The organism is Promicromonospora sp. MS192, assembly GCF_049532985.1.
Classification (GTDB): domain Bacteria; phylum Actinomycetota; class Actinomycetes; order Actinomycetales; family Cellulomonadaceae; genus Promicromonospora.
In genome coordinates, this window is sequence record NZ_CP186693.1 from 2,886,662 (window position 1) to 2,905,000 (window position 18,339).

The window sequence follows — 18,339 nt, forward strand, 5'->3', positions numbered from 1 at the left end:
CCGAGCCCGGCGGTGCCCCGTGCGCGGGACCACCCGGCGGCGCCCGGTCGCCTCAGTCGGCCGGTGCGAGCACCAGCACGGGCCGGGCCAGGTTCTCGCCGCGCCGGCGCGTGTCCTCCAGCAGCGCCACCAGCGTGCCCGACGGCGACAGCGCGGCCACCACCTCGGGCCGGCCGGACGGCTCCACCCACTGCCCGTAGCCCAGCGCCCGCACCTCGACCTCGTCGAGCCGGCGGACCGGGAAGGTGCCGCGGGCGGCGTCGGCCAGCGGGAGGGTGGCCAGGGTGCCGTCGGCGTCGGCCTGCGCCTCCAGTTCCTCCAGCGTGCGGGCACCGGTGAGGTCGTAGCCCCCCACGCGGGTGCGGCGCAGCGCGGTCAGGTGCCCGCCGGTGCCGAGCGCGGCCCCGAGGTCACGGGCCAGGGCACGCACGTAGGTGCCCGACGAGACGGTGACACGCACGTCCACGTCGATCACGGGCACCTCACGCGTCGGGACGCCGCCGGGGTCCGCGGCGGTCGGCGCGCGGCCCGGCTGCGCGGCGTCGCCCGGGGGAACGTCGTCCGGGTCCACGTAGACTTCGGCGAGGTCGCCGTCGGGCACCGCCGTCGTGGCCGTGCGGACGTCCAGCACCTCGAACCGGGACACCGTGACCGGCCGCGCCTGAAGCGTGACCTCCTCCCCGGCCCGGACGCGCGCGTAGGCGCGCCTGCCGTCCACCTTGATCGCGGACACGGACGTCGGCACCTGCAGGATGTCGCCCGTGAGCCCGGCGACCGCGGCGTCCAGCGCCGCCCGCTCCACGCGCCCGACCGCCTCCGGCCCGGCGACGGCCGCGACCGTGCCCTCGGCGTCGTCCGTCGTCGTGGCCACGCCGAGCCGGATCGTCGCGTCGTAGTCCTTGTCCGCGCCCACCACGTAGGTGAGCAGGCGGGTCGCCTTGCCGACACCGAGCACGAGCACGCCGGTCGCCATCGGGTCCAGCGTCCCCGCGTGCCCGATCTTCCGCGTCCCGGCGAGCCGCCGCATGCGCCCGACGACGTCGTGGCTGGTCCAGCCCTGCGGCTTGTCGACGACGACGAACCCGTCGGCCGCCGTCGGACGACGGGTCTGCGCCTGCGGGGTGGGAGAAATCATGGGTACCAGTATCTCGCGGCTCAGGGGTGGCGCACGGCATCGGGGTCACCCGCGGGCGCGGGGCCCGGGGTCACTCCGCGTCGTCGTCCTCGCGCGGCTTCTTGTACGGGTCGGCCTCGCCGGCGTACTGGGCGCCGGCGCGCAGCGCCTCGAGCTCGGCGTCCCGCTTGCGGGCCTCGATCAGCGCCGCGTCGAGCGTGGCGGCGGTCTCGGGCACCGAGTCGAGGTGGAACTCGATGGTGGGCGTCAGGCGGATCCCCGTCTGCTTGCCCACCTCCGAGCGGATCAGGCCCGTGGCGCTCTTCAGCGCCGCGGCCGTGCCCGCCCGGTCCTCGTCCGAGCCGTACACCGTGTAGAACACCGAGGCGTTCTGCAGGTCTCCGGTGACCCGGACGTCCGTGACCGTCACGAAACCGAGGCGCGGGTCCTTGATCCGCGTGTCGATCATCTGCGCGACGATCACCTTGATGCGGTCGGCGAGCTTGCGTGCCCGCGGGTTGTCGACCATGAGTCTGTTCCCTTTCAGCGTGAGTGCGGGGTATCCGCACGGACCGGACCAGCCGGCCGGGCAGACACCCCGCACTCAATGAACCATCAACGTCAGGCGCGCGGCTTCTCGCGCATCTCGAACGTCTCGATGGTGTCGCCCTCGACCACGTCGTTGAACGACCCGAGACCGATACCGCACTCGAAGCCCTCGCGGACCTCCGTGACGTCGTCCTTCTCGCGGCGCAGCGACTCGATCGTGAGGTTGTCCCCCACCACCGTGCCGTTCCGCAGCACACGCGCCTTGGCGTTGCGGCGGATGGTGCCCGAGCGGACCACCGAACCGGCGATGTTGCCGAACTTCGAGGAGCGGAAGACCTGACGGATCTCCGCGGTCCCGAGCTGGACCTCCTCGTACTCCGGCTTGAGCATGCCCTTGAGGGCCGCCTCGACGTCCTCGATCGCCTGGTAGATGACCGAGTAGAACTTGACGTCCACGCCCTCGCGCTCCGCCAGCTCCTCGACGCGCTCGCCGTACTTCACGTTGAAGCCGATGATCACGGCGCTGTCGACGGTGGCCAGGTTGACGTCGTTCTGCGTGATCGCACCGACACCGCGGTGGATGACACGCAGCTCGACCTCGTCGCCCACGTCGATCTTGAGCAGCGCGTCCTCCAGCGCCTCGACGGCACCGGACACGTCGCCCTTGAGGATGAGGTTGAGGCTCTCGACCTTGCCCTTCTTGAGCTCGGTGTCGAAGTCCTCGAGGCTGATCCGCTTGCGACGCTTGGCCAGCGTCGCGGCGCGCTCGGCCGCCTCGCGCTTCTCGGCGATCTGCCGAGCGGTCCGGTCGTCCGGCGCCACGAGGAACGTGTCGCCGGCGCTCGGGACGCTCGTCAGGCCCAGCACCTGCACCGGACGGGCCGGCAGCGCGGCCTCGACCGAGTTGCCGTGCTCGTCGAACATCGCGCGGACACGGCCGTGGGCCGTACCGGCGACGATCGCGTCACCGACGTGCAGCGTGCCGGACTGGACCAGCACCGTGGCCACGGAACCGCGGCCCTTGTCGAGGTTGGCCTCGATGGCGACGCCGCGCGCGTCCTTGGTCGGGTTGGCGCGCAGGTCCAGCGAGGCGTCCGCCGTGAGCAGGACGGCCTCGATGAGGTCGTCGATACCGATGCCCGGCTTCGCCGCGACGTCGACGAACATGGTGTCGCCGCCGTACTCCTCGGCCACCAGGTTGTACTCGGTGAGCTGCTGACGGACCTTCGCCGGGTTGGCACCCTCGACGTCGATCTTGTTGACGGCGACCACGATCGGCACGCCGGCGGCCTGCGCGTGGTTCACGGCCTCGACCGTCTGCGGCATCACGCCGTCGTCGGCCGCGACCACGAGGATCGCGATGTCCGTGACCTGCGCACCACGGGCACGCATGGCGGTGAACGCCTCGTGACCCGGGGTGTCGATGAACGTGATGGCGCGCTCGACGCCCTCGTGCTCGTGCGTGATCTGGTAGGCACCGATGTGCTGGGTGATGCCGCCGTGCTCGCCGGCCACCACGTCCGACTTGCGGATGGCGTCCAGCAGCTTGGTCTTACCGTGGTCGACGTGACCCATGACGGTCACGACCGGCGGACGGGCGACCAGGTCGTCGTCGGACTCCCCGGCCTCCTCGGCCTCCAGGTCGATGTCGAAGGTGCCGAGCAGCTCGCGGTCCTCCTCCTCGGCCGAGACCATCTCGATCACGTAGCCGAGCTCGGCGGCCAGCGTGCCGAAGGTGTCCTCGTCCAGGGACTGCGTGGCCGTGGCCATCTCGCCCAGGTGGAACAGGACGGTCACGAGCGACGCGGGGTTCGCGTCGATCTTGTCCGCGAAGTCGTTCAGCGAGGCGCCGTGGCGCAGGCGCACGACCGTGCTGCCGTTGCCGCGAGGAACCTGCACGCCGCCGAGCGACGGGGCCTGCATCGCCTCGAACTCCTGGCGCTTCGCCCGGCGCGACTTGCGTCCGCGGACCGGCTTGCCGCCGGCGCGCCCGAAGGCACCCTGGGTCGCACCGCGACCACCGGCACCACGACGCGGGCCGCCGAAGCCGCCACCGCCACCGGGACGACCCGGGGCACCGGCACCGGCGCCACCACCGGCACCACCCGGACGACCGCCGCCACCGGGGCGACCACGGCCGCCACCCGGCGCCGGGCGGTCACCCGGACGCGGCATCGAGGTCTTGCCCGGCATCATGCCGGGGTTCGGACGCGGACCGCCGCCACCACCGGGACGAGGGGCCGACGGACGGGGACCACCGGGGCGGGGGCCGCCCGAGCGCTCGCCGCTCGCGTCCGCACGCTCGGGGCGCTGCCCCGGGCGGGGCATGCCCTGGCTCGTCGCGAACGGGTTGTTGCCCGGACGCGGGTTGCCACCGGCAGGCCGGTCACCGGAACCTGCGCCCGGACGGCCGCGGCCGCCACCGGGACGGGGCATGCCCTGGCTCGTCGCGAACGGGTTGTTGCCCGGACGCGGCGTGCCGCCACCCGGACGGTCGCCGCCCGGACGCGGACCACGACCACCGTCACGCGCGGGACGCGCGCCCGAGGGCGCGGCACCCGGCTTCGGGGCACCGGGCCGCGGGGCCGCGGCCGGCTTCGGCGCACCCGGCTTGGGTGCGGCCGACGGCTTGGCCGACGCCGCGGGCGCGGCCGGGGCCTCGTCGGCGGCGGGAGCCGGAGCCGGGGCCGGGGTGGCCGGCGCAGGGCTGGCGGGAGCCGGAGCCGGAGCGGCCTCGGCCTTCGGGGGTGCCACGGGTGCCGGAGCAGGCGCGGCGGGCTTCTGCGCCGCGGGCTTCGCGGCGGGCTTGGGTGCGCTGGGTGCGGGCTTCGCCGCTGCGCCCTTGTCGGACGGGCCGGCAGCGCCACCGGCCGGGAACTTGTCACGCATCGCACGCTCGACCGGCGCCTCGAGGGTCGAGGAGGCCGAACGGACGAACTCGCCTGCGGCCTTCAGCTCGGCCATCAGGGTCTTGCTCTCCACTCCGAGCTGCTTTGCAAGCTCGTGAACGCGGATCTTAGCCACATCTCTCCTGTCTCGGTCCATCCCGGGACAGGGAGGACCGCCATTAGTACCAGGTACTCATCGCTGGGGACTCATCGGGTGCCCATCGGCTTCTGACCCGCTTCCTTGTCGACGATTCGCTAGGTTCGGCCGGACGCGCAGGGGCGCCCGGTCGGGACGGTCTTGCGGCCGGCGCACTCACCGGCCGAGGTGTGCTCGTACCTCGGCCAGATCGACGGGGCCGTCGACGCGCAGTGCGCGGGACACGGCCCTACGACGCTCGGCGAGCTCCAGGCACCGCGGCTCCGGGTGAACCCAGGCGCCGCGACCCGGCAGGCAGGCCCGGACATCGACGACGACGTGCCGTGGACCTGCCACCGCATCACCGTGCATCGAAGGGTCCGGCACCAGACGCAGGAGTGCAGACCGCTGGTCGCGCCCCCGGCATCCGACACACGTTCGCACCGGACCCTGGACGGGTGGTCCCGGATCAGGCACGGGGGAGGTCGAAAGACGGGCGCGTGGCCCAGACTCGGACAGTCTACCGCGCCGTCCCACCTGGCGTTACCGACCCCTCTGCGTGTCGGCGGGGGCCCCACCTGCGCCGGAGTCGGTCGCCTCGTCCGACCGGATGTCGATGCGCCAGCCCGTCAGCTTCGCGGCGAGGCGCGCGTTCTGCCCCTCCTTGCCGATGGCGAGGGAGAGCTGGTAGTCCGGCACCACGGCCCGCGCGGCGCGGGCGTCCGCGTCGACGACTGTGACCGACGACACACGGGCCGGCGACAGGGCGCTGGCCACGAACGCGGCCGGGTCGTCGCTGTGGTCGACGATGTCGATCTTCTCGCCGTGCAGCTCCGCCATCACGGCGCGCACGCGAGCACCCATCGGACCGATGCAGGCACCCTTGGCGTTCAGCCCGGCCACCCGGGACCGGACCGCCATCTTGGTGCGGTGGCCCGCCTCGCGGGCGATGGCCGTGATCTCCACCGAGCCGTCCGCGATCTCCGGGACCTCGAGCTCGAAGAGCTTGCGCACCAGGTTCGGGTGCGTACGGCTCAACGTGATCTGGGCGCCCTTCATTCCGCGGCTGACCTCGACCACGTAGGCGCGCAGGCGCTCGCCGTGCACGTACTCCTCGGTCGGCACCTGCTCGTGCGGCGGGAGCACGGCCTCGGTACCACCGACGTCCACGAGCACGACGCGCGGGTCACGGCCCTGCTGGATGACGCCGGCCAGCACCTCGCCCTCCTTGCCGCGGAAGGTGCCGAGCACCTGGTCGTCCTCGGCGTCGCGCAGACGCTGCACGATGACCTGGCGGGCCGTGGCCGTGGCGATCCGGCCGAAGTCCTGCGGGGTGTGGTCGAACTCGGGGCCGAACTCCACGGTGGGGCGCGCGTCGGGGTCGTCGGGGTCGGGCTCGACGGGCAGCTCCTCGCGCGCCCAGACCGTGACGTGGCCGGACGAGCGGTCCAGCTCGACCCGGGCCCGGCTGTAGGCGTCAGGGGTGCGGTGGTAGGCCGAGAGGAGTGCCTGCTCGATGGCCGCGACGAGGACGTCCAGGCTGAGATCCCTCTCGCGCTCCAGCATCCGCAGGGTGGTCATGTCGATGTCCATGTCAGCCTTCCTCGTTGCGGCCGGGGTACCCCGCGGTCGCGTCGTCGAAACCAGCACCGTCGACGTCGTCGTCGGTGTCTTCACCTGCACTCTCGCCCAGTTCGGTGCCCTCGGCATCCTGGACGTCGTCGAGCCGCTTGAGCTCGACCTCGACCTTGCCGCGGACCACGTCGGCGAGGTCGATCCGCCGGTCGTCGTCGAGCACGAGGACCGCCGTGGCGCCGTCGGCGAGCACGTCGGTCAGCCGGCCCTCGGCGCGGCCGCCGTCCGCCAGCTTGAGCGTCACCAGCCGGGTGCGGGCCCGCTTGAAGTGCCGCAGCTCGGTCAGGGGCCGGCTGGTACCCGGCGTCGAGATCTCAAGCGTGTACGCACCGGCGACGACGTCGTCCACGTCCAGGGCCGCCGACACGGCCCGCGACACGTCGCCGAGGGCGTCGGAGTCGAGGCTGCCCACCGCGTCCTCCGGCAGGTCCACGGTGATCCGCACGACCGACCTGCTGCCCGCCCGTGTGGTGGTCACCTCTTCCAGGTACAGACCCGCGGCCTCGACCGCCGGCCGCACCACCTCGCGGACCGCTTCCGCCTGCTGTGTCATCGCCTGCCTCCCGTCGGCTCCCCCGTGCGGGGGCACGGTTCGAGCCGGAACGGTTCGACCGATGTGCTGTTGTCGTCTGTGCTTGCTGCCTGTGTCCAGCCTAACGAAGCGCCGGGGCACGGCACCTCGCGCGGGACGTGACGTCCGTGACCCGACCGCAACCGGCACGGCCCGGGTCAGCGCACGAACCGGCCTGGGGAACGTGGCATCATCGGCCACGATGAACCCCAACGGCCCCAGGTCCCGTACGCGACGCCGGTCAGGCCTGACCGCGCTGGTCCTGACCTGCGCGATCATTCTCTCAGGTTGCGGGGTGCGTCTGGAGACGCCCCCGCCGACCGAGCCGGTGCCCGACGCGGCCGAGGTGGTCCGCCGCACCGCCGTGGCCGACGCCCTGCTCGTGGCGGAGCAGGCCGAGGCTGCCGCCGGCACCCAGGGGGTCGACGCCGACGTCGCGGCCGAGCTGGAGCGGATCGCGACGGCCACCACCGAACAGGCGGAGCAGCTCGGCGGCGAGTACGACTCGGGCCTGGACGACATCGTGACCGACCGGTCCGCCTCCTCCCCGTCGGCGACCACGCCGGACCACACCCCCGCCGCCGTCCTCACCTCCCTGGTCGACGCCGCGACCCGCACGCGCGCCGCGGCGAACCAGGTCCAGCTCGGGCCGCTCGGCCGGCTGCTCGGATCGGTCTCCGCGGCGCAGACGCGGTACGCGACGGACCTCGCGCGGCTGACGGGAGCGCAGGCCCCCGACCTTCCGCCGACGACGATCCCCGAACCCACCGCGCCCAGCGCCGACCCCAGCGAGGGTGACGAGACCGCGGCCACCCCCGCCGCCGCATCCGTCCAGGACGCGCCCGTGGTGCCGACCGGGCTGTCCGCCGAGGACCTGAGCGCCCTGGTGCTCGCCGAGGACACCGCCGGCTACGCCCTGGAGGTGCGAGCCGCGCAGGCCGAGGGCGACGTGCGGACCCGGGCCGCCGACCGCGCCCGGGCGCACCGTGCGCGGGCGCAGGCCTGGGCCCTGGTGGCCGGCGTCGACGGCACGGACCAGGACCCGCGCCGGGTCGCCTACACGGTTCCCCGGGGCGACACCCCGACGCAGGACCTCGCCCGCGACCTCGAGAACGACCTGGCCCAGAACTACGCGTCCCTGGTGGGCCTCGCCGAGCCCGGCACACGCACCGTGCTGGTCTCGCTCCTCACGGACGCCGCCCTGGCCGCCGGCCGGTGGGGCGCCGCGGCGGTGCCCTTCCCGGGGCTTCCGGAGCAGGCCTGACGGCGCCTGGCCGTGGGCGGTTGCCCGCGCACGGCCAGGCGGTGCCGAGGCGATGGCCCGGCCAGGTCGGCGGCCTGGCCGAGGCGATGGCCCGGTCAGGCCGAGGCCGGTGGCCTGGCGCCGGTGGTCACGCCAGGAGCGCCGCCACCCGGGCCGCCACCGCGTCCGCGGCCTCGCCCACGGGAAGCTGCTCCGCCTCGCCGGCGCGCGGCCGCACCTCGACCACGCCGTCGGCCAGGCCCTTGCCCACCGTGACCACGAGCGGGGCGCCGAGCAGCTCGGCGTCCTTGAACTTCACGCCCGGCGACACCTTGCCGGTCCGGTCGTCGTAGAGCACCTCGACGCCGCGTGCGGCCAGGTCGTCGGCGAGCGTCGCGGCAGCGTCGAACACCTCGGCGTCCTTGCCCGCCGCCACCAGGTGCACGTGCACCGGCGCCACGTGAGCCGGCCAGGCCAGGCCCTTGTCGTCGTGGTTCGCCTCGGCGAGCGCCGCGAGCGCCCGCGTGACGCCCACCCCGTAGGAGCCCATGGTCACGACGGCCTGCTTGCCGTTCTCGTCGAGCACCACGAGGCCCAGGGCCTCGGCGTACTTGCGGCCGAGCTGGAAGATGTGGCCCATCTCGATGCCGCGCGCGAGCTCCAGCGGGCCGGAGCCGTCGGGGGCCGGGTCGCCGGGGCGCACCTCGGCGGCCTCGACGGTGCCGTCCGCGGTGAAGTCACGGCCGGCCACGAGGTCGAACACGTGCTTGCCGGGCTCGTTGGCGCCGGTGATCCAGCGGGTGCCGGACACCACGCGGGGGTCGAGCAGGTACCGGATCGCGGGGATCTTCTCGCCGTCGGCTCCCTCGACCTGCTCGCCCTGGGGTCCGAGCACCTGCGGGCCGATGTAGCCCTTGACGAGCTGCGGGAACTTCTTGAAGTCCTCCTCGGTGGCGGCCTCGGGCTCGGCCGGCGTCAGCGCCGCCTCGATGCGCTTGAGGTCGACCTCGCGGTCACCGGGCAGGCCGACGACGACCAGCTCACGGGTGCCGTCGGGCTGGTTGAGCGCCAGCACCACGTTCTTGAGCGTGTCGGCGGCGGTCCAGGGCCGGTCGGGGCGCGGGAACTTCGCGTTGGCGACCTCGACCAGCGTGGCGATGGTCGGGGTGTCCGGGGTGTCCTCGACGTGGGCCGCGGGGGCGTCGTCGTACGGGACCGCCTCGGGGACCGGGGTGACCACGGCCTCCACGTTGGCGGCGTACCCGCCGGGCGAGCGCACGAACGTGTCCTCGCCGATGGGCGAGGGCGAGAGGAACTCCTCGGAGCGGGAGCCGCCCATGGCACCCGACATCGCGGACACGATCACGTAGTCCAGGCCGAGGCGCGTGAAGATCTTCTCGTACGCCTCGCGGTGCTTCTGGTAGCTGACCTCGAGGCCCTCGTCCTTGACGTCGAACGAGTACGAGTCCTTCATGATGAACTCGCGCCCGCGGATCAGGCCCGCGCGGGGACGCGCCTCGTCGCGGTACTTGGTCTGGATCTGGAACAGCGTGACCGGCAAGTCCTTGTACGACGAGTACAGGTCCTTGACCAGGAGCGCGAACATCTCCTCGTGCGTGGGCGCGAGCAGGTAGTCGGCGTCCTTGCGGTCCTTGAGCCGGAACAGGCCGGCGCCGTACTCCTCCCAGCGACCCGTGGCCTCGTAGGGCTCCCGCGGCAGCAGCGCCGGGAAGTGCACCTCCTGGCCGCCGATCGCGACCATCTCCTCGCGGACGATCGCCTCGATCTTGGCCAGCACCCGCAGGCCCAGCGGCAGCCACGAGTAGATGCCCGGGGCGGCCCGGCGGATGTACCCGGCCCGCACGAGGAGCTTGTGGCTGGCGACCTCGGCCTCGGCCGGGTCCTCGCGCAGGGTACGGACGAAGAGGGACGACATGCGCAGCACGTCGCCCTGAGTGAGGCGTGCGGAAGACATGGGGCACAGCCTATCCGCGCGGAGGCTTGCGGTTCTCCTGGAATACGTGGCGCCGGCGGTGTCCGGCGGGAGGGCGGGGGGTGGGTGTTCGGTCAGCTGCAGCCGGGAGGGGCGGGTGGTCGGTCGGATGTGGCCGGTCGGGGCGAGTGGGCGGTCGGATGCGGCCGGACGGGACGAGTGGGCGGTCAGCTGCAGCCGGACAGGACGAGAGTTCGGCCAGCTGCACCCGGACAGGACGAGAGTTCGGCCAGCTGCAGCCGGACAGGACGAGAGTTCGGCCAGCCGCACCCGAACGGGACGAGAGTTCGGTCAGCCGCACCCGAACGGGACGAGAGTTCGGTCAGCCGCACCCGAACGGGACGAGAGTTCGGTCGGTTGCGCCGAGATCGGTCGATCGAGTGACCGATCTCGGGGCAACCGACCGAAGACAAAGCCGTGCGACCTGCAAGAGACCGAACCCAGGACCGCCGCCCCTCCTCTGCCCACCTGCCACTTCCCCCTGTCACCTCCCACCCACCGCCCCGCCACCTCCCACCGCTGCCTGCCCCTCACCCACCTGCCGCCTGCCCCTCTCCCCTCACCCACCGCCCACCGCCCACCCGCCCACCGCCACTCTCCCCTCACCCACCTCCCACCCGCCCCTCTCCCACCTGCCCCCACTCCCACCTCCCCCCGCCACCTCACACCTGCCCCCACTCCCACCTCCCCCTGCCACCTCACACCCCCGCCCCTCCCCACCCCAGCTCCTCCCTTGCCGCATCCGCCGAACTCTCGGAGGATGGGCGCATGCCTGAGCTGCCCGAGGTCGCCGCGCTCGCGGACTTCCTGCGCGAGCGCACCTCCGGGCACACGGTCCGCTCGGTCGAGGTGGGCTCGATCGCGGCGCTCAAGACGTTCAGCCCGTCGCCCGACGCGCTCGCGGGCGGCACGGTGAGCGGTGTGGCCCGGCACGGCAAGTGGCTCGACGTCGTCGTCACCACGCTGCCCGACGGCGAGCCGCTGCACCTGGTCTTCCACCTCTCGCGGGGCGGGTGGGTGCGCTGGTCGGACGCCCTGCCGGACAAGCCCGTGCGGCCCTCGCTGGGCGGTTCCAGCCGGGGCGCCGTGCTCGCGCTGCGGGTACGGCTCGACGACGGGTCGGGGTTCGACCTCACCGAGGCGGGCACCCGCAAGCGCCTGGCCGTGCACGTGGTGCACGACCCGGCCGAGATCGAGATGGTCGCCTCCCTCGGTGCCGAACCGCTGGACCCCGCCTTCACGACCGAGGTGCTGGCAGGGCTGCTCGCCGCGAGGAACCAGCAGGTCAAGGGCTTGCTGCGCGATCAGCGGGCCATCGCGGGCATCGGCAACGCCTACAGCGACGAGATCCTGCTCGTGAGCCGGTTCAGCCCCTACAAGCTCACCGGGTCGTTCACCCCGGAGGAGACTGCCCGGCTGCACCAGGCCGTCGGCGACGTGCTCCGGGAGGCGATCGCGGCGGCGTCGGGCAAGCCGGCCAAGGAGCTCAAGGACGCGAAGCGGGCCGGGATGCGCGTGCACGGCCGTACCGGCCAGCCGTGCCCCGGGTGGAACGGTGTGCCGTGCGGCGACACGGTGCACGAGGTGTCGTTCGCGGACCGGTCGATGCAGTACTGCCCCACGTGCCAGACGGGCGGCAAGCCGCTGGCCGACCGGCGGATGTCGAAGCTGCTGCGGTGACCGTCGTCTACTGGCGCCGGACCGACGTCGTGGGGCTGGAGCGCCTGGAGCTCACCGCCGGCCCCGGCGGCGTGACCGCGTCAGGGTCCGTCATCTGCGTGGAGGACGGCGGGTTCCGGCTCGACCACCGCTGGTGGCTCGACCCCGGCTGGAGCGCGCGACGCGTCGAGACCGAGGTCTGGGCACGAGGGACCCGGGCCGCGCTCGTGCTGGAGCGGGCGGGGTCCGGCTGGCTGGTCGACGGCGAGCCCCGCCCCGACCTGGACGGTGCCGAGGAGCCCGACCTGTCGGTCACGCCCTTCTGCAACACACTGCCGGTCCGGCGGATGGGTGCCGCTCCGAGCCTGGTCCTGGACACCGCGTACATCGACGGGCCGGCGCTGACCGTCACCCGCTCCAGGCAGCGCTACGACGCCGCGGGGCCGGGCCGGGTGCGGTACGTGGACCTCGGCCTGTCCCGGGGGTCCGAGGCGGACCTGACGGTGGACGACGCCGGGCTGGTGGTGCGTTACGAGCACCTGTTCGAGCGGGTGGAGCCGCAGGCCTGACGGGTCAGAACAGGACCGTGGCGAACGTGCCCACCTGCTCGAAGCCCACGCGCCGGTAAGCCGCCACGGCCCGCTCGTTGTAGGCGTTCACGTACAGCGACACCACCGGGGCCACGGTGGCGCGGGTGGCCTCGACCACGGCGGCCATGCCCGACTCCGACCAGCCCCGGCCGCGGAACGCCGGCTCGACCCACACCCCCTGCACCTGCGCGACGCCGCCGGCCACCGCGCCGAGCTCGGCCTTGAAGGCGATGGCGGGGCGGCCGCCGACGTCGGGCACCATGCGGACGAACGAGCGGCCCTCCGTGATGAGCGACCGCACGCGCTCCGCGTAGGCGGAGCCGCCCGAGGCGACCGGCGAGTAGCCGACCTCCTCGGTGAACATACGGACGCAGGCCGGCAGCACGAGGCCCAGCTCCGTGGGCACCGACCGGCGGACGGTGGGCTCGGGCGGCAGCGCGGGCGCCGTGCCGATGGCCATGGACGGCTGGTCGGCCCGCACGTCACGCGCCGGCGGCCAGTGCGGCGACAGGTGCTCCCAGAGCGTGAGCGCGGCCCACTGCTCCCCCACGATCGACGAGGAGCGGCGCCCGTGCACGCGCGCGACGTCGGCGAACGCGGCCACCGCCTGGGCGCGCCGCTCGGGATCGGTGATCGGGACCACCGGCACCAGGTTGGCGCCGGCCCAGCAGACGGCCTCCAGCGGGCCGGCGTCGGGAAAGCCCCACGCCTGGCCCGCCGCCGCGCCGAACCCCGAGCGGAGCGCGATCTCCAGCCGGGCGGCGGCGAGCACCGACGCAACGGGGTCGACGGCGCAGACGGCGAGCGCCTGCGTCAGGTCCTCACGCGTCAGCGAGCGCGCGGTGTCCCGCCGCTCGCGCCGGGCGAGGTCACCGGGGCGAGCGGGCCCGTCCGGGCGCGCCCCGGCCGGAACCGGGGTGCGCCAGCGGGCCATGTCCTGCTCCGTTCGACTCAGGTTCCCGGGTGGCGATCAGCCGACCGAGACGACCGGCGAACCGGCCTGTGCTTCATTCTCCGGCGTCGGCATCTCATCCGCGATCCGCATCGCCTCTTCGATGAGCGTCTCGACGATCATCGCCTCGGGGACGGTCTTGATGACCTCGCCCTTGACGAAGATCTGCCCCTTGCCGTTGCCGGAGGCCACACCGAGGTCGGCCTCGCGGGCCTCGCCCGGGCCGTTGACGACGCAGCCCATGACGGCGACGCGCAGCGGGACGGTCATGCCCTCCAGGCCGGCGGTGACCTTCTCGGCCAGCGTGTAGACGTCCACCTGGGCCCGGCCGCAGGACGGGCAGGAGACGATCTCGAGCTTGCGCGGGCGCAGGTTCAGCGCCTGCAGGATCTGGTTGCCGACCTTGACCTCCTCGACCGGCGGGGCCGAGAGGGAGACGCGGATCGTGTCGCCGATGCCCTTGCTGAGCAGGGCGCCGAACGCGGTGGCCGACTTGATGGTGCCCTGGAACGCGGGGCCCGCCTCGGTGACGCCGAGGTGCAGGGGCCAGTCGCCGCGCTCGGAGAGCAGCTCGTAGGCGCGGACCATGACCACGGGGTCGTTGTGCTTGACCGAGATCTTGAAGTCGTGGAAGTCGTGCTCCTCGAAGAGGCTGGCCTCCCACACGGCCGACTCCACCAGGGCCTCGGGGGTGGGCTTGCCGTACTTCTCCAGGAGGCGCTTGTCGAGCGAGCCCGCGTTGACGCCGATGCGGAGCGACACGCCCGCGTCCTTGGCGGCCTGCGCGATCTGCTTGACCTGGTCGTCGAACTTGCGGATGTTGCCCGGGTTCACGCGGACGGCGGCGCAGCCGGCGTCGATCGCGGCGTACACGTACTTGGGCTGGAAGTGGATGTCCGCGATCACGGGGATCTGCGACTTCTTGGCGATGATCGGCAGCGCCTCCGCGTCGTCGGCGCTCGGGACGGCGACGCGGACGATGTCGCAGCCGGCCGTCGTGAGCTCCGCGATCTGCTGGAGGGTCGCGTTGATGTCGGTGGTGGGCGTGGTGGTCATGGACTGCACGCTGATGGGTGCGTCACCACCCACCTCGACCTTGCCCACCTTGATCTTGCGGGTCTTGCGGCGGGGGGCGAGGACCGGCGGGGGTGCTGCTGGCATGCCGAGGCTGATTGCGGTCACGGACTCAGTATCCACTCTTCGGAAGGGTCAAAACGCACATCGTGCTCGGCGTCACGTGATCCGCACCGGATCCACCAGGTCGGCCACGATGAGGATGCCGCCCACCCCGAGCAGCACGAGGAAGACCACGTAGGCCACGGGAGTCATGCGGGCGACGTCGGCCGGGCCGGGCAGGACGGCGGCGCCGCGCACCCGGGCGACCGTGCGCTTGCCGCCCTCGTAGAGGGCGTTGACCAGATGCCCGCCGTCCAGCGGCAGCAGCGGGATCATGTTGAAGACGAACAGCGCGATGTTCAGGCTGGCGAGCAGGCTCAGGTAGATCATCACGCGGTCGAGGATCGCCTCGTCCAGGGCCATGATCTGGCCGCTGATCCGCGCGACGCCGACGACCGACTGCACCGAGTCCTGCGAGCGTTCCTCGGCGCTGAAGGCCTGCGTGGCAGCGTCGGCCACGCGGACGGGCAGCGTGGCGACCATGGTGGCCGTCTGCCAGGTCTGGTCCGCGACGGCCGGCAGCACGCTCGACACGGGCTGGGGCTCGCGCACCTGGAGCGGTGAGAAGCCCACGAAACCGCCGGGGCGGACGACGGGCTCCCCCGCAGCATCCAGGACGGGGGCGCCCTCCTCGTCCACGACGGGGCGGTCGGTACGGGCCGGGGTGACCTCCAGGGCGACGCGTTCGCCGTCGCGCAGCACCACGATCTCGGACTCGCGCCCGGCGGAGTCGTTGATGAGGCCGACGAGCTGCTGCCAGCCGTGCACCTCGGTGCCGCCGAACGAGACCACCTCGTCCCCGGGCTCCAGCCCCGCGGCCGCGGCGGGTGCGGCGGGCTGCCCCTCGCAGTCGTCGCCCGAGGCGGTGGAGGTGACGGAGGCCGGCACGCACTCCGAGAGCTGGGCGACCGTGGTGGAGACGGCGGGCAGTCCGTACCCGATGAGGATGACGGCCATCAGCACCGTCGCGATCACGAGGTTCATGAACGGCCCGCCGAACATCACCACGAGCTTCTTGGGCGTCGACAGGTTGTAGAAGGCGCGGTGCTCCTCACCGGGCCGCACCTCGGCCACCGAGGCGTCCCGCGCGTCCGCCACCAGGTCGCTCCAGAAGCCCTTGCCGCGCCGCGCACCCTCCGGGGCCGGGGGCATCATGCCGACCAGCCGCACGAACCCGCCGAGCGGGATCGCCTTGATCCCGTACTCCGTCTCCCCCTTGGTCCGCGACCAGAGCGTGGGCCCGAAGCCCACGAAGTACTGGCTCACCCGGACGCCGAACTTCTTGGCCGGGACCATGTGCCCCAGCTCGTGCAGCCCCACCGAGACGACGACGCCGAGCAGGAGGACGAGCACACCAACGATGTGCGGAACGATGCTCACGGCACCGAGACTACGGCACCTGTCCGACAGCCCGGAAGGCAGCGCACGGCTCCCCTCGGCTCGGCCACGCGACGTTCACGCCGCTCCCGTTCCATGACAATTCCTTGAAACTTCGGTTACCGATCATTAACCTGACGGCATGTCTGTTTCGTCCGTACCCGAGGTCGAGCACACCCACGGTCCCGCGGCGCTCGCCGACAGCCTCGCCGCCGTCTTCCAGACCGAGGCGTGGTCGGGTCCGGACGGCGACTCCCGGGTGGCCCGGCACCTGCGCGAGGCCGGGGTCGACGTCAGCGCGATCTGGGCGGCGTCCCGCTGGAACATGGGCGAGGACGGCGAGGCGCCCAACCGGCGCCACCCGCTGCCCGGCGACCCGCGCGGCCCGCAGACCGCCGCCGCCCTGCGGGCCGTCGCCGGCCTGCCGCGCGGTGCCGCGCTCCTCGGCCTCTACCTGTGGTCGCAGGCCAGCGACGCGCTGCAGTACACGTTCCGGCACGGCCGGATCATCGTGCCGCTGCGCGCGTTCGTCGAGACCTGGGAGACGTGCCGCGACGAGGCCCCCGACGCCGTGTGCCGGGCCGAGGGCGACGCCGTGGCCGTGCTGCTGCGCACGCTCATCACGCAGATGCACACGTCGGCCGCCCGCAGCGCGGGCAGCCTGCCCCGGCTCGCCGGGGCCGCCGCGCGGGCGGGTCAGAGGTGCGCGGACCTGCTGCGCGCCGCCCGGGCCATCCCCGACCCGGCGTCCCCGTTCCGCCGGGAGCTCGTACCGCAGGCCGTGACGCGGATCCGCTACTTCCGCGCGCTCGCCGAGGCGTCGGTGGCCGCGGACGAGGCGATGGCGGGCCGGCCCGACCGCCTCGGCCCCGCGCTCGACGGGCTGCGCGCCGCCGAGACCGACCGGCACCTCAACTACATCCTGGCCAGCGAGCTGCGCTCCTACCGGATGCACCTGACGGAGCTGCACCGCAACCTCGGCGCGCGGTGGCTCACGCTGGACCGGCTCAAGACCGTCTACATCTACCCGTTCGGGCTGCGGGACGTGAGCCCGGCCGCCGCCGTCGCGGCGATCCGCGGCATCGCCGACCGCGACGAACGCCCCTGGCTGCTGGGCGTCCGGACCGTCGCGACACGCGCCCGCCTCAAGATGGACGACGTCTGGGCGAGCGTCGACCGTGCCGCCCGCCCGTACGGCGGGGCCTCGCTGTCCATGCCCGACGTGCGGCTGGAGCAGCCCGACGGCACGCTCATCGCCGAGCTGACCTGCGACGTGCGGTTCACCGAGTTCGGCAACCACTACGTGCGGTTCCGGTACTCGGCGCACGACCAGTCGCCGCAGCAGGTGCGCGACGCCCGGTTCCGGCTGTCCAACCTGCACGCCGACATCCGGGTGCGGTGGATCGCGCCGGACGGCTCGCCGCTCGACGTCGACCACGGCGACGCCCTGCCGCCCGAGCGCCTGTTCGACCTCGCCGACCTGCTCCAGCGCGCCACGGCGGACCTGGTCCGCACGGGGACCGAGATCGCCCAGGGACGGGCGCACGTGGTCACCACCGTCTACGAGGCCAGCCGCGGCACCGGCCCCGCGGCACCCCGGGCGGCCCGCACGCCGGTCGCGATGGGTGACGAGCTGCTCGCCGCGTTCGGCTCGCAGGTGCTGCTCCAGCCGGTCTCGTACGGCACCGCGACGCTGTGCGACTGGACCCTGCGCCAGCGCAACCCGGTGCTGCTGGAAGGCGTGCGGCACCTGGGTGACGTCGTGGCGGTGACCACCAACTCCACGACGGTCGCGCTGGTCGGCGCGGCGCACTTCAAGATCTCCCAGTACGGCTCGCTGGCCGAGTTCGTCGCGAGCCTCAACGGGCTGTTCAGCGCCTGGAACGCCACGCTGGCCGACCACCTGCGGATCGTCGCGGCCATGCTCGCCGACCACGACGTGAACAACGGCGCCGACCTGGCCGAGCGCAAGGAACGGCTGACCCGCGAGCAGCTGCGCCTGCACGAGTTCGCCTCGGAGGTGCGCACCACGCTGACCACCATCACCTCACCCACGTTCCTGGCCTCCGCCCTGGAGTCCCGGATGCTCAACCAGCTCCTGCACGCCTCGCACTTCGAGCAGCAGGCCGCGGTGGTCACCGAACGGCTGCGCGAGCTGCTCCAGGAACCCATCGCCACGCGGCTCGCCGCCCTCGAGCGCCTGCACGGCGACCGCGAGCGCGCCGAGGAGGCGAGGCGGGAGCGCAGCAGGCGCCGGCTCATGGACGGCACCCTGTCGGCCATCACGGTGTTCGCCGGCGTCTACGCGCTGATCGGGACGGTCCAGGTGGCCCTGGACGCGGCGCTGATCGACGGCGTCCAGGCGGTCGCGGCCACGGCCCTGGTCACCGTGGGCGCGCTGGTGACGGGCCTGGCGGTCTTCAACTGGACGCGCGGCCACTGACCCCTCGATCCGG

The 18,339-nt window shown here is 73.2% G+C and carries 14 protein-coding genes; 4 read left to right on the forward strand and 10 right to left on the reverse strand.

Annotation, left to right across the window (positions count from 1 at the left end; genetic code table 11):
• Window positions 1-52 precede the first annotated feature (52 nt).
• From truB to rimP, 6 genes are all read right to left on the reverse strand, one after another.
• Window positions 53-1,135: a tRNA pseudouridine(55) synthase TruB gene (gene truB, locus ACO229_RS13020; RefSeq protein WP_423465183.1), complete on the reverse strand. Its 1,083-nt coding sequence runs from the start codon at window positions 1,133-1,135 to the stop codon at window positions 53-55.
• Between the two features lie 70 nt (window positions 1,136-1,205).
• Window positions 1,206-1,643: a 30S ribosome-binding factor RbfA gene (gene rbfA, locus ACO229_RS13025; protein WP_397416018.1), complete on the reverse strand. Its 438-nt coding sequence runs from the start codon at window positions 1,641-1,643 to the stop codon at window positions 1,206-1,208.
• Window positions 1,644-1,735: 92 nt separating this feature from the next.
• Window positions 1,736-4,687 carry a translation initiation factor IF-2 gene (gene infB / locus ACO229_RS13030; RefSeq protein WP_423465184.1) on the reverse strand — a complete coding sequence of 984 codons (2,952 nt, stop codon included), beginning with the start codon at window positions 4,685-4,687 and terminating at the stop codon, window positions 1,736-1,738.
• Window positions 4,688-4,864: 177 nt separating this feature from the next.
• The gene (locus ACO229_RS13035) at window positions 4,865-5,224 is read right to left on the reverse strand and encodes a YlxR family protein (protein WP_397416022.1); all 360 of its coding nucleotides are present in this window, start codon (window positions 5,222-5,224) and stop codon (window positions 4,865-4,867) included.
• A 6-nt stretch (window positions 5,225-5,230) separates the two neighbouring features.
• A complete protein-coding gene (nusA, locus tag ACO229_RS13040; protein WP_397433148.1) occupies window positions 5,231-6,280 on the reverse strand; it encodes a transcription termination factor NusA in 1,050 nt (349 codons plus the stop codon).
• 1 nt (window position 6,281) lies between these two features.
• Window positions 6,282-6,875, reverse strand: a complete 594-nt coding sequence (gene rimP, locus ACO229_RS13045; RefSeq protein ID WP_397416026.1) for a ribosome maturation factor RimP — start codon at window positions 6,873-6,875, stop codon at window positions 6,282-6,284.
• Window positions 6,876-7,188: 313 nt separating this feature from the next.
• Between rimP and ACO229_RS13050 the strand changes: the two genes are divergently transcribed.
• A complete protein-coding gene (locus ACO229_RS13050; protein ID WP_397416029.1) occupies window positions 7,189-8,157 on the forward strand; it encodes a DUF4439 domain-containing protein in 969 nt (322 codons plus the stop codon).
• A 127-nt stretch (window positions 8,158-8,284) separates the two neighbouring features.
• On the opposite strand, the gene ACO229_RS13055 is transcribed toward ACO229_RS13050, so the two are convergent.
• Complete coding sequence (locus ACO229_RS13055) at window positions 8,285-10,111, reverse strand: proline--tRNA ligase (RefSeq protein WP_423465185.1); 1,827 nt, start codon at window positions 10,109-10,111, stop codon at window positions 8,285-8,287.
• 786 nt (window positions 10,112-10,897) lie between these two features.
• Between ACO229_RS13055 and ACO229_RS13060 the strand changes: the two genes are divergently transcribed.
• Both ACO229_RS13060 and ACO229_RS13065 read left to right on the forward strand, forming a co-directional pair.
• Window positions 10,898-11,809 carry an Fpg/Nei family DNA glycosylase gene (locus ACO229_RS13060; RefSeq protein ID WP_423465186.1) on the forward strand — a complete coding sequence of 304 codons (912 nt, stop codon included), beginning with the start codon at window positions 10,898-10,900 and terminating at the stop codon, window positions 11,807-11,809.
• The gene (locus tag ACO229_RS13065) at window positions 11,806-12,357 is read left to right on the forward strand and encodes a putative glycolipid-binding domain-containing protein (RefSeq protein WP_423465187.1); all 552 of its coding nucleotides are present in this window, start codon (window positions 11,806-11,808) and stop codon (window positions 12,355-12,357) included. Before ACO229_RS13060 ends, ACO229_RS13065 begins: the two co-directional genes overlap by 4 nt.
• Window positions 12,358-12,361: 4 nt before the next feature.
• Here the strand turns inward: ACO229_RS13065 and ACO229_RS13070 are convergent, their stop codons facing one another.
• The 3 genes from ACO229_RS13070 to ACO229_RS13080 all read right to left on the reverse strand — a co-directional run bounded on the left by ACO229_RS13070 (window position 12,362) and on the right by ACO229_RS13080 (window position 15,886).
• Window positions 12,362-13,312, reverse strand: coding sequence for a GNAT family N-acetyltransferase (locus tag ACO229_RS13070; protein ID WP_397416037.1), 951 nt, complete (start codon window positions 13,310-13,312; stop codon window positions 12,362-12,364).
• Window positions 13,313-13,348: 36 nt separating this feature from the next.
• Window positions 13,349-14,491, reverse strand: coding sequence for a flavodoxin-dependent (E)-4-hydroxy-3-methylbut-2-enyl-diphosphate synthase (gene ispG / locus ACO229_RS13075; RefSeq protein WP_397416307.1), 1,143 nt, complete (start codon window positions 14,489-14,491; stop codon window positions 13,349-13,351).
• 72 nt (window positions 14,492-14,563) lie between these two features.
• A complete protein-coding gene (locus tag ACO229_RS13080; protein ID WP_397433141.1) occupies window positions 14,564-15,886 on the reverse strand; it encodes a M50 family metallopeptidase in 1,323 nt (440 codons plus the stop codon).
• A 139-nt stretch (window positions 15,887-16,025) separates the two neighbouring features.
• Here ACO229_RS13080 and ACO229_RS13085 point away from each other — a divergent pair, with 139 nt between their 5' ends.
• Complete coding sequence (locus ACO229_RS13085; protein ID WP_423465188.1) at window positions 16,026-18,326, forward strand: hypothetical protein; 2,301 nt, start codon at window positions 16,026-16,028, stop codon at window positions 18,324-18,326.
• Window positions 18,327-18,339: the final 13 nt, after the last annotated feature.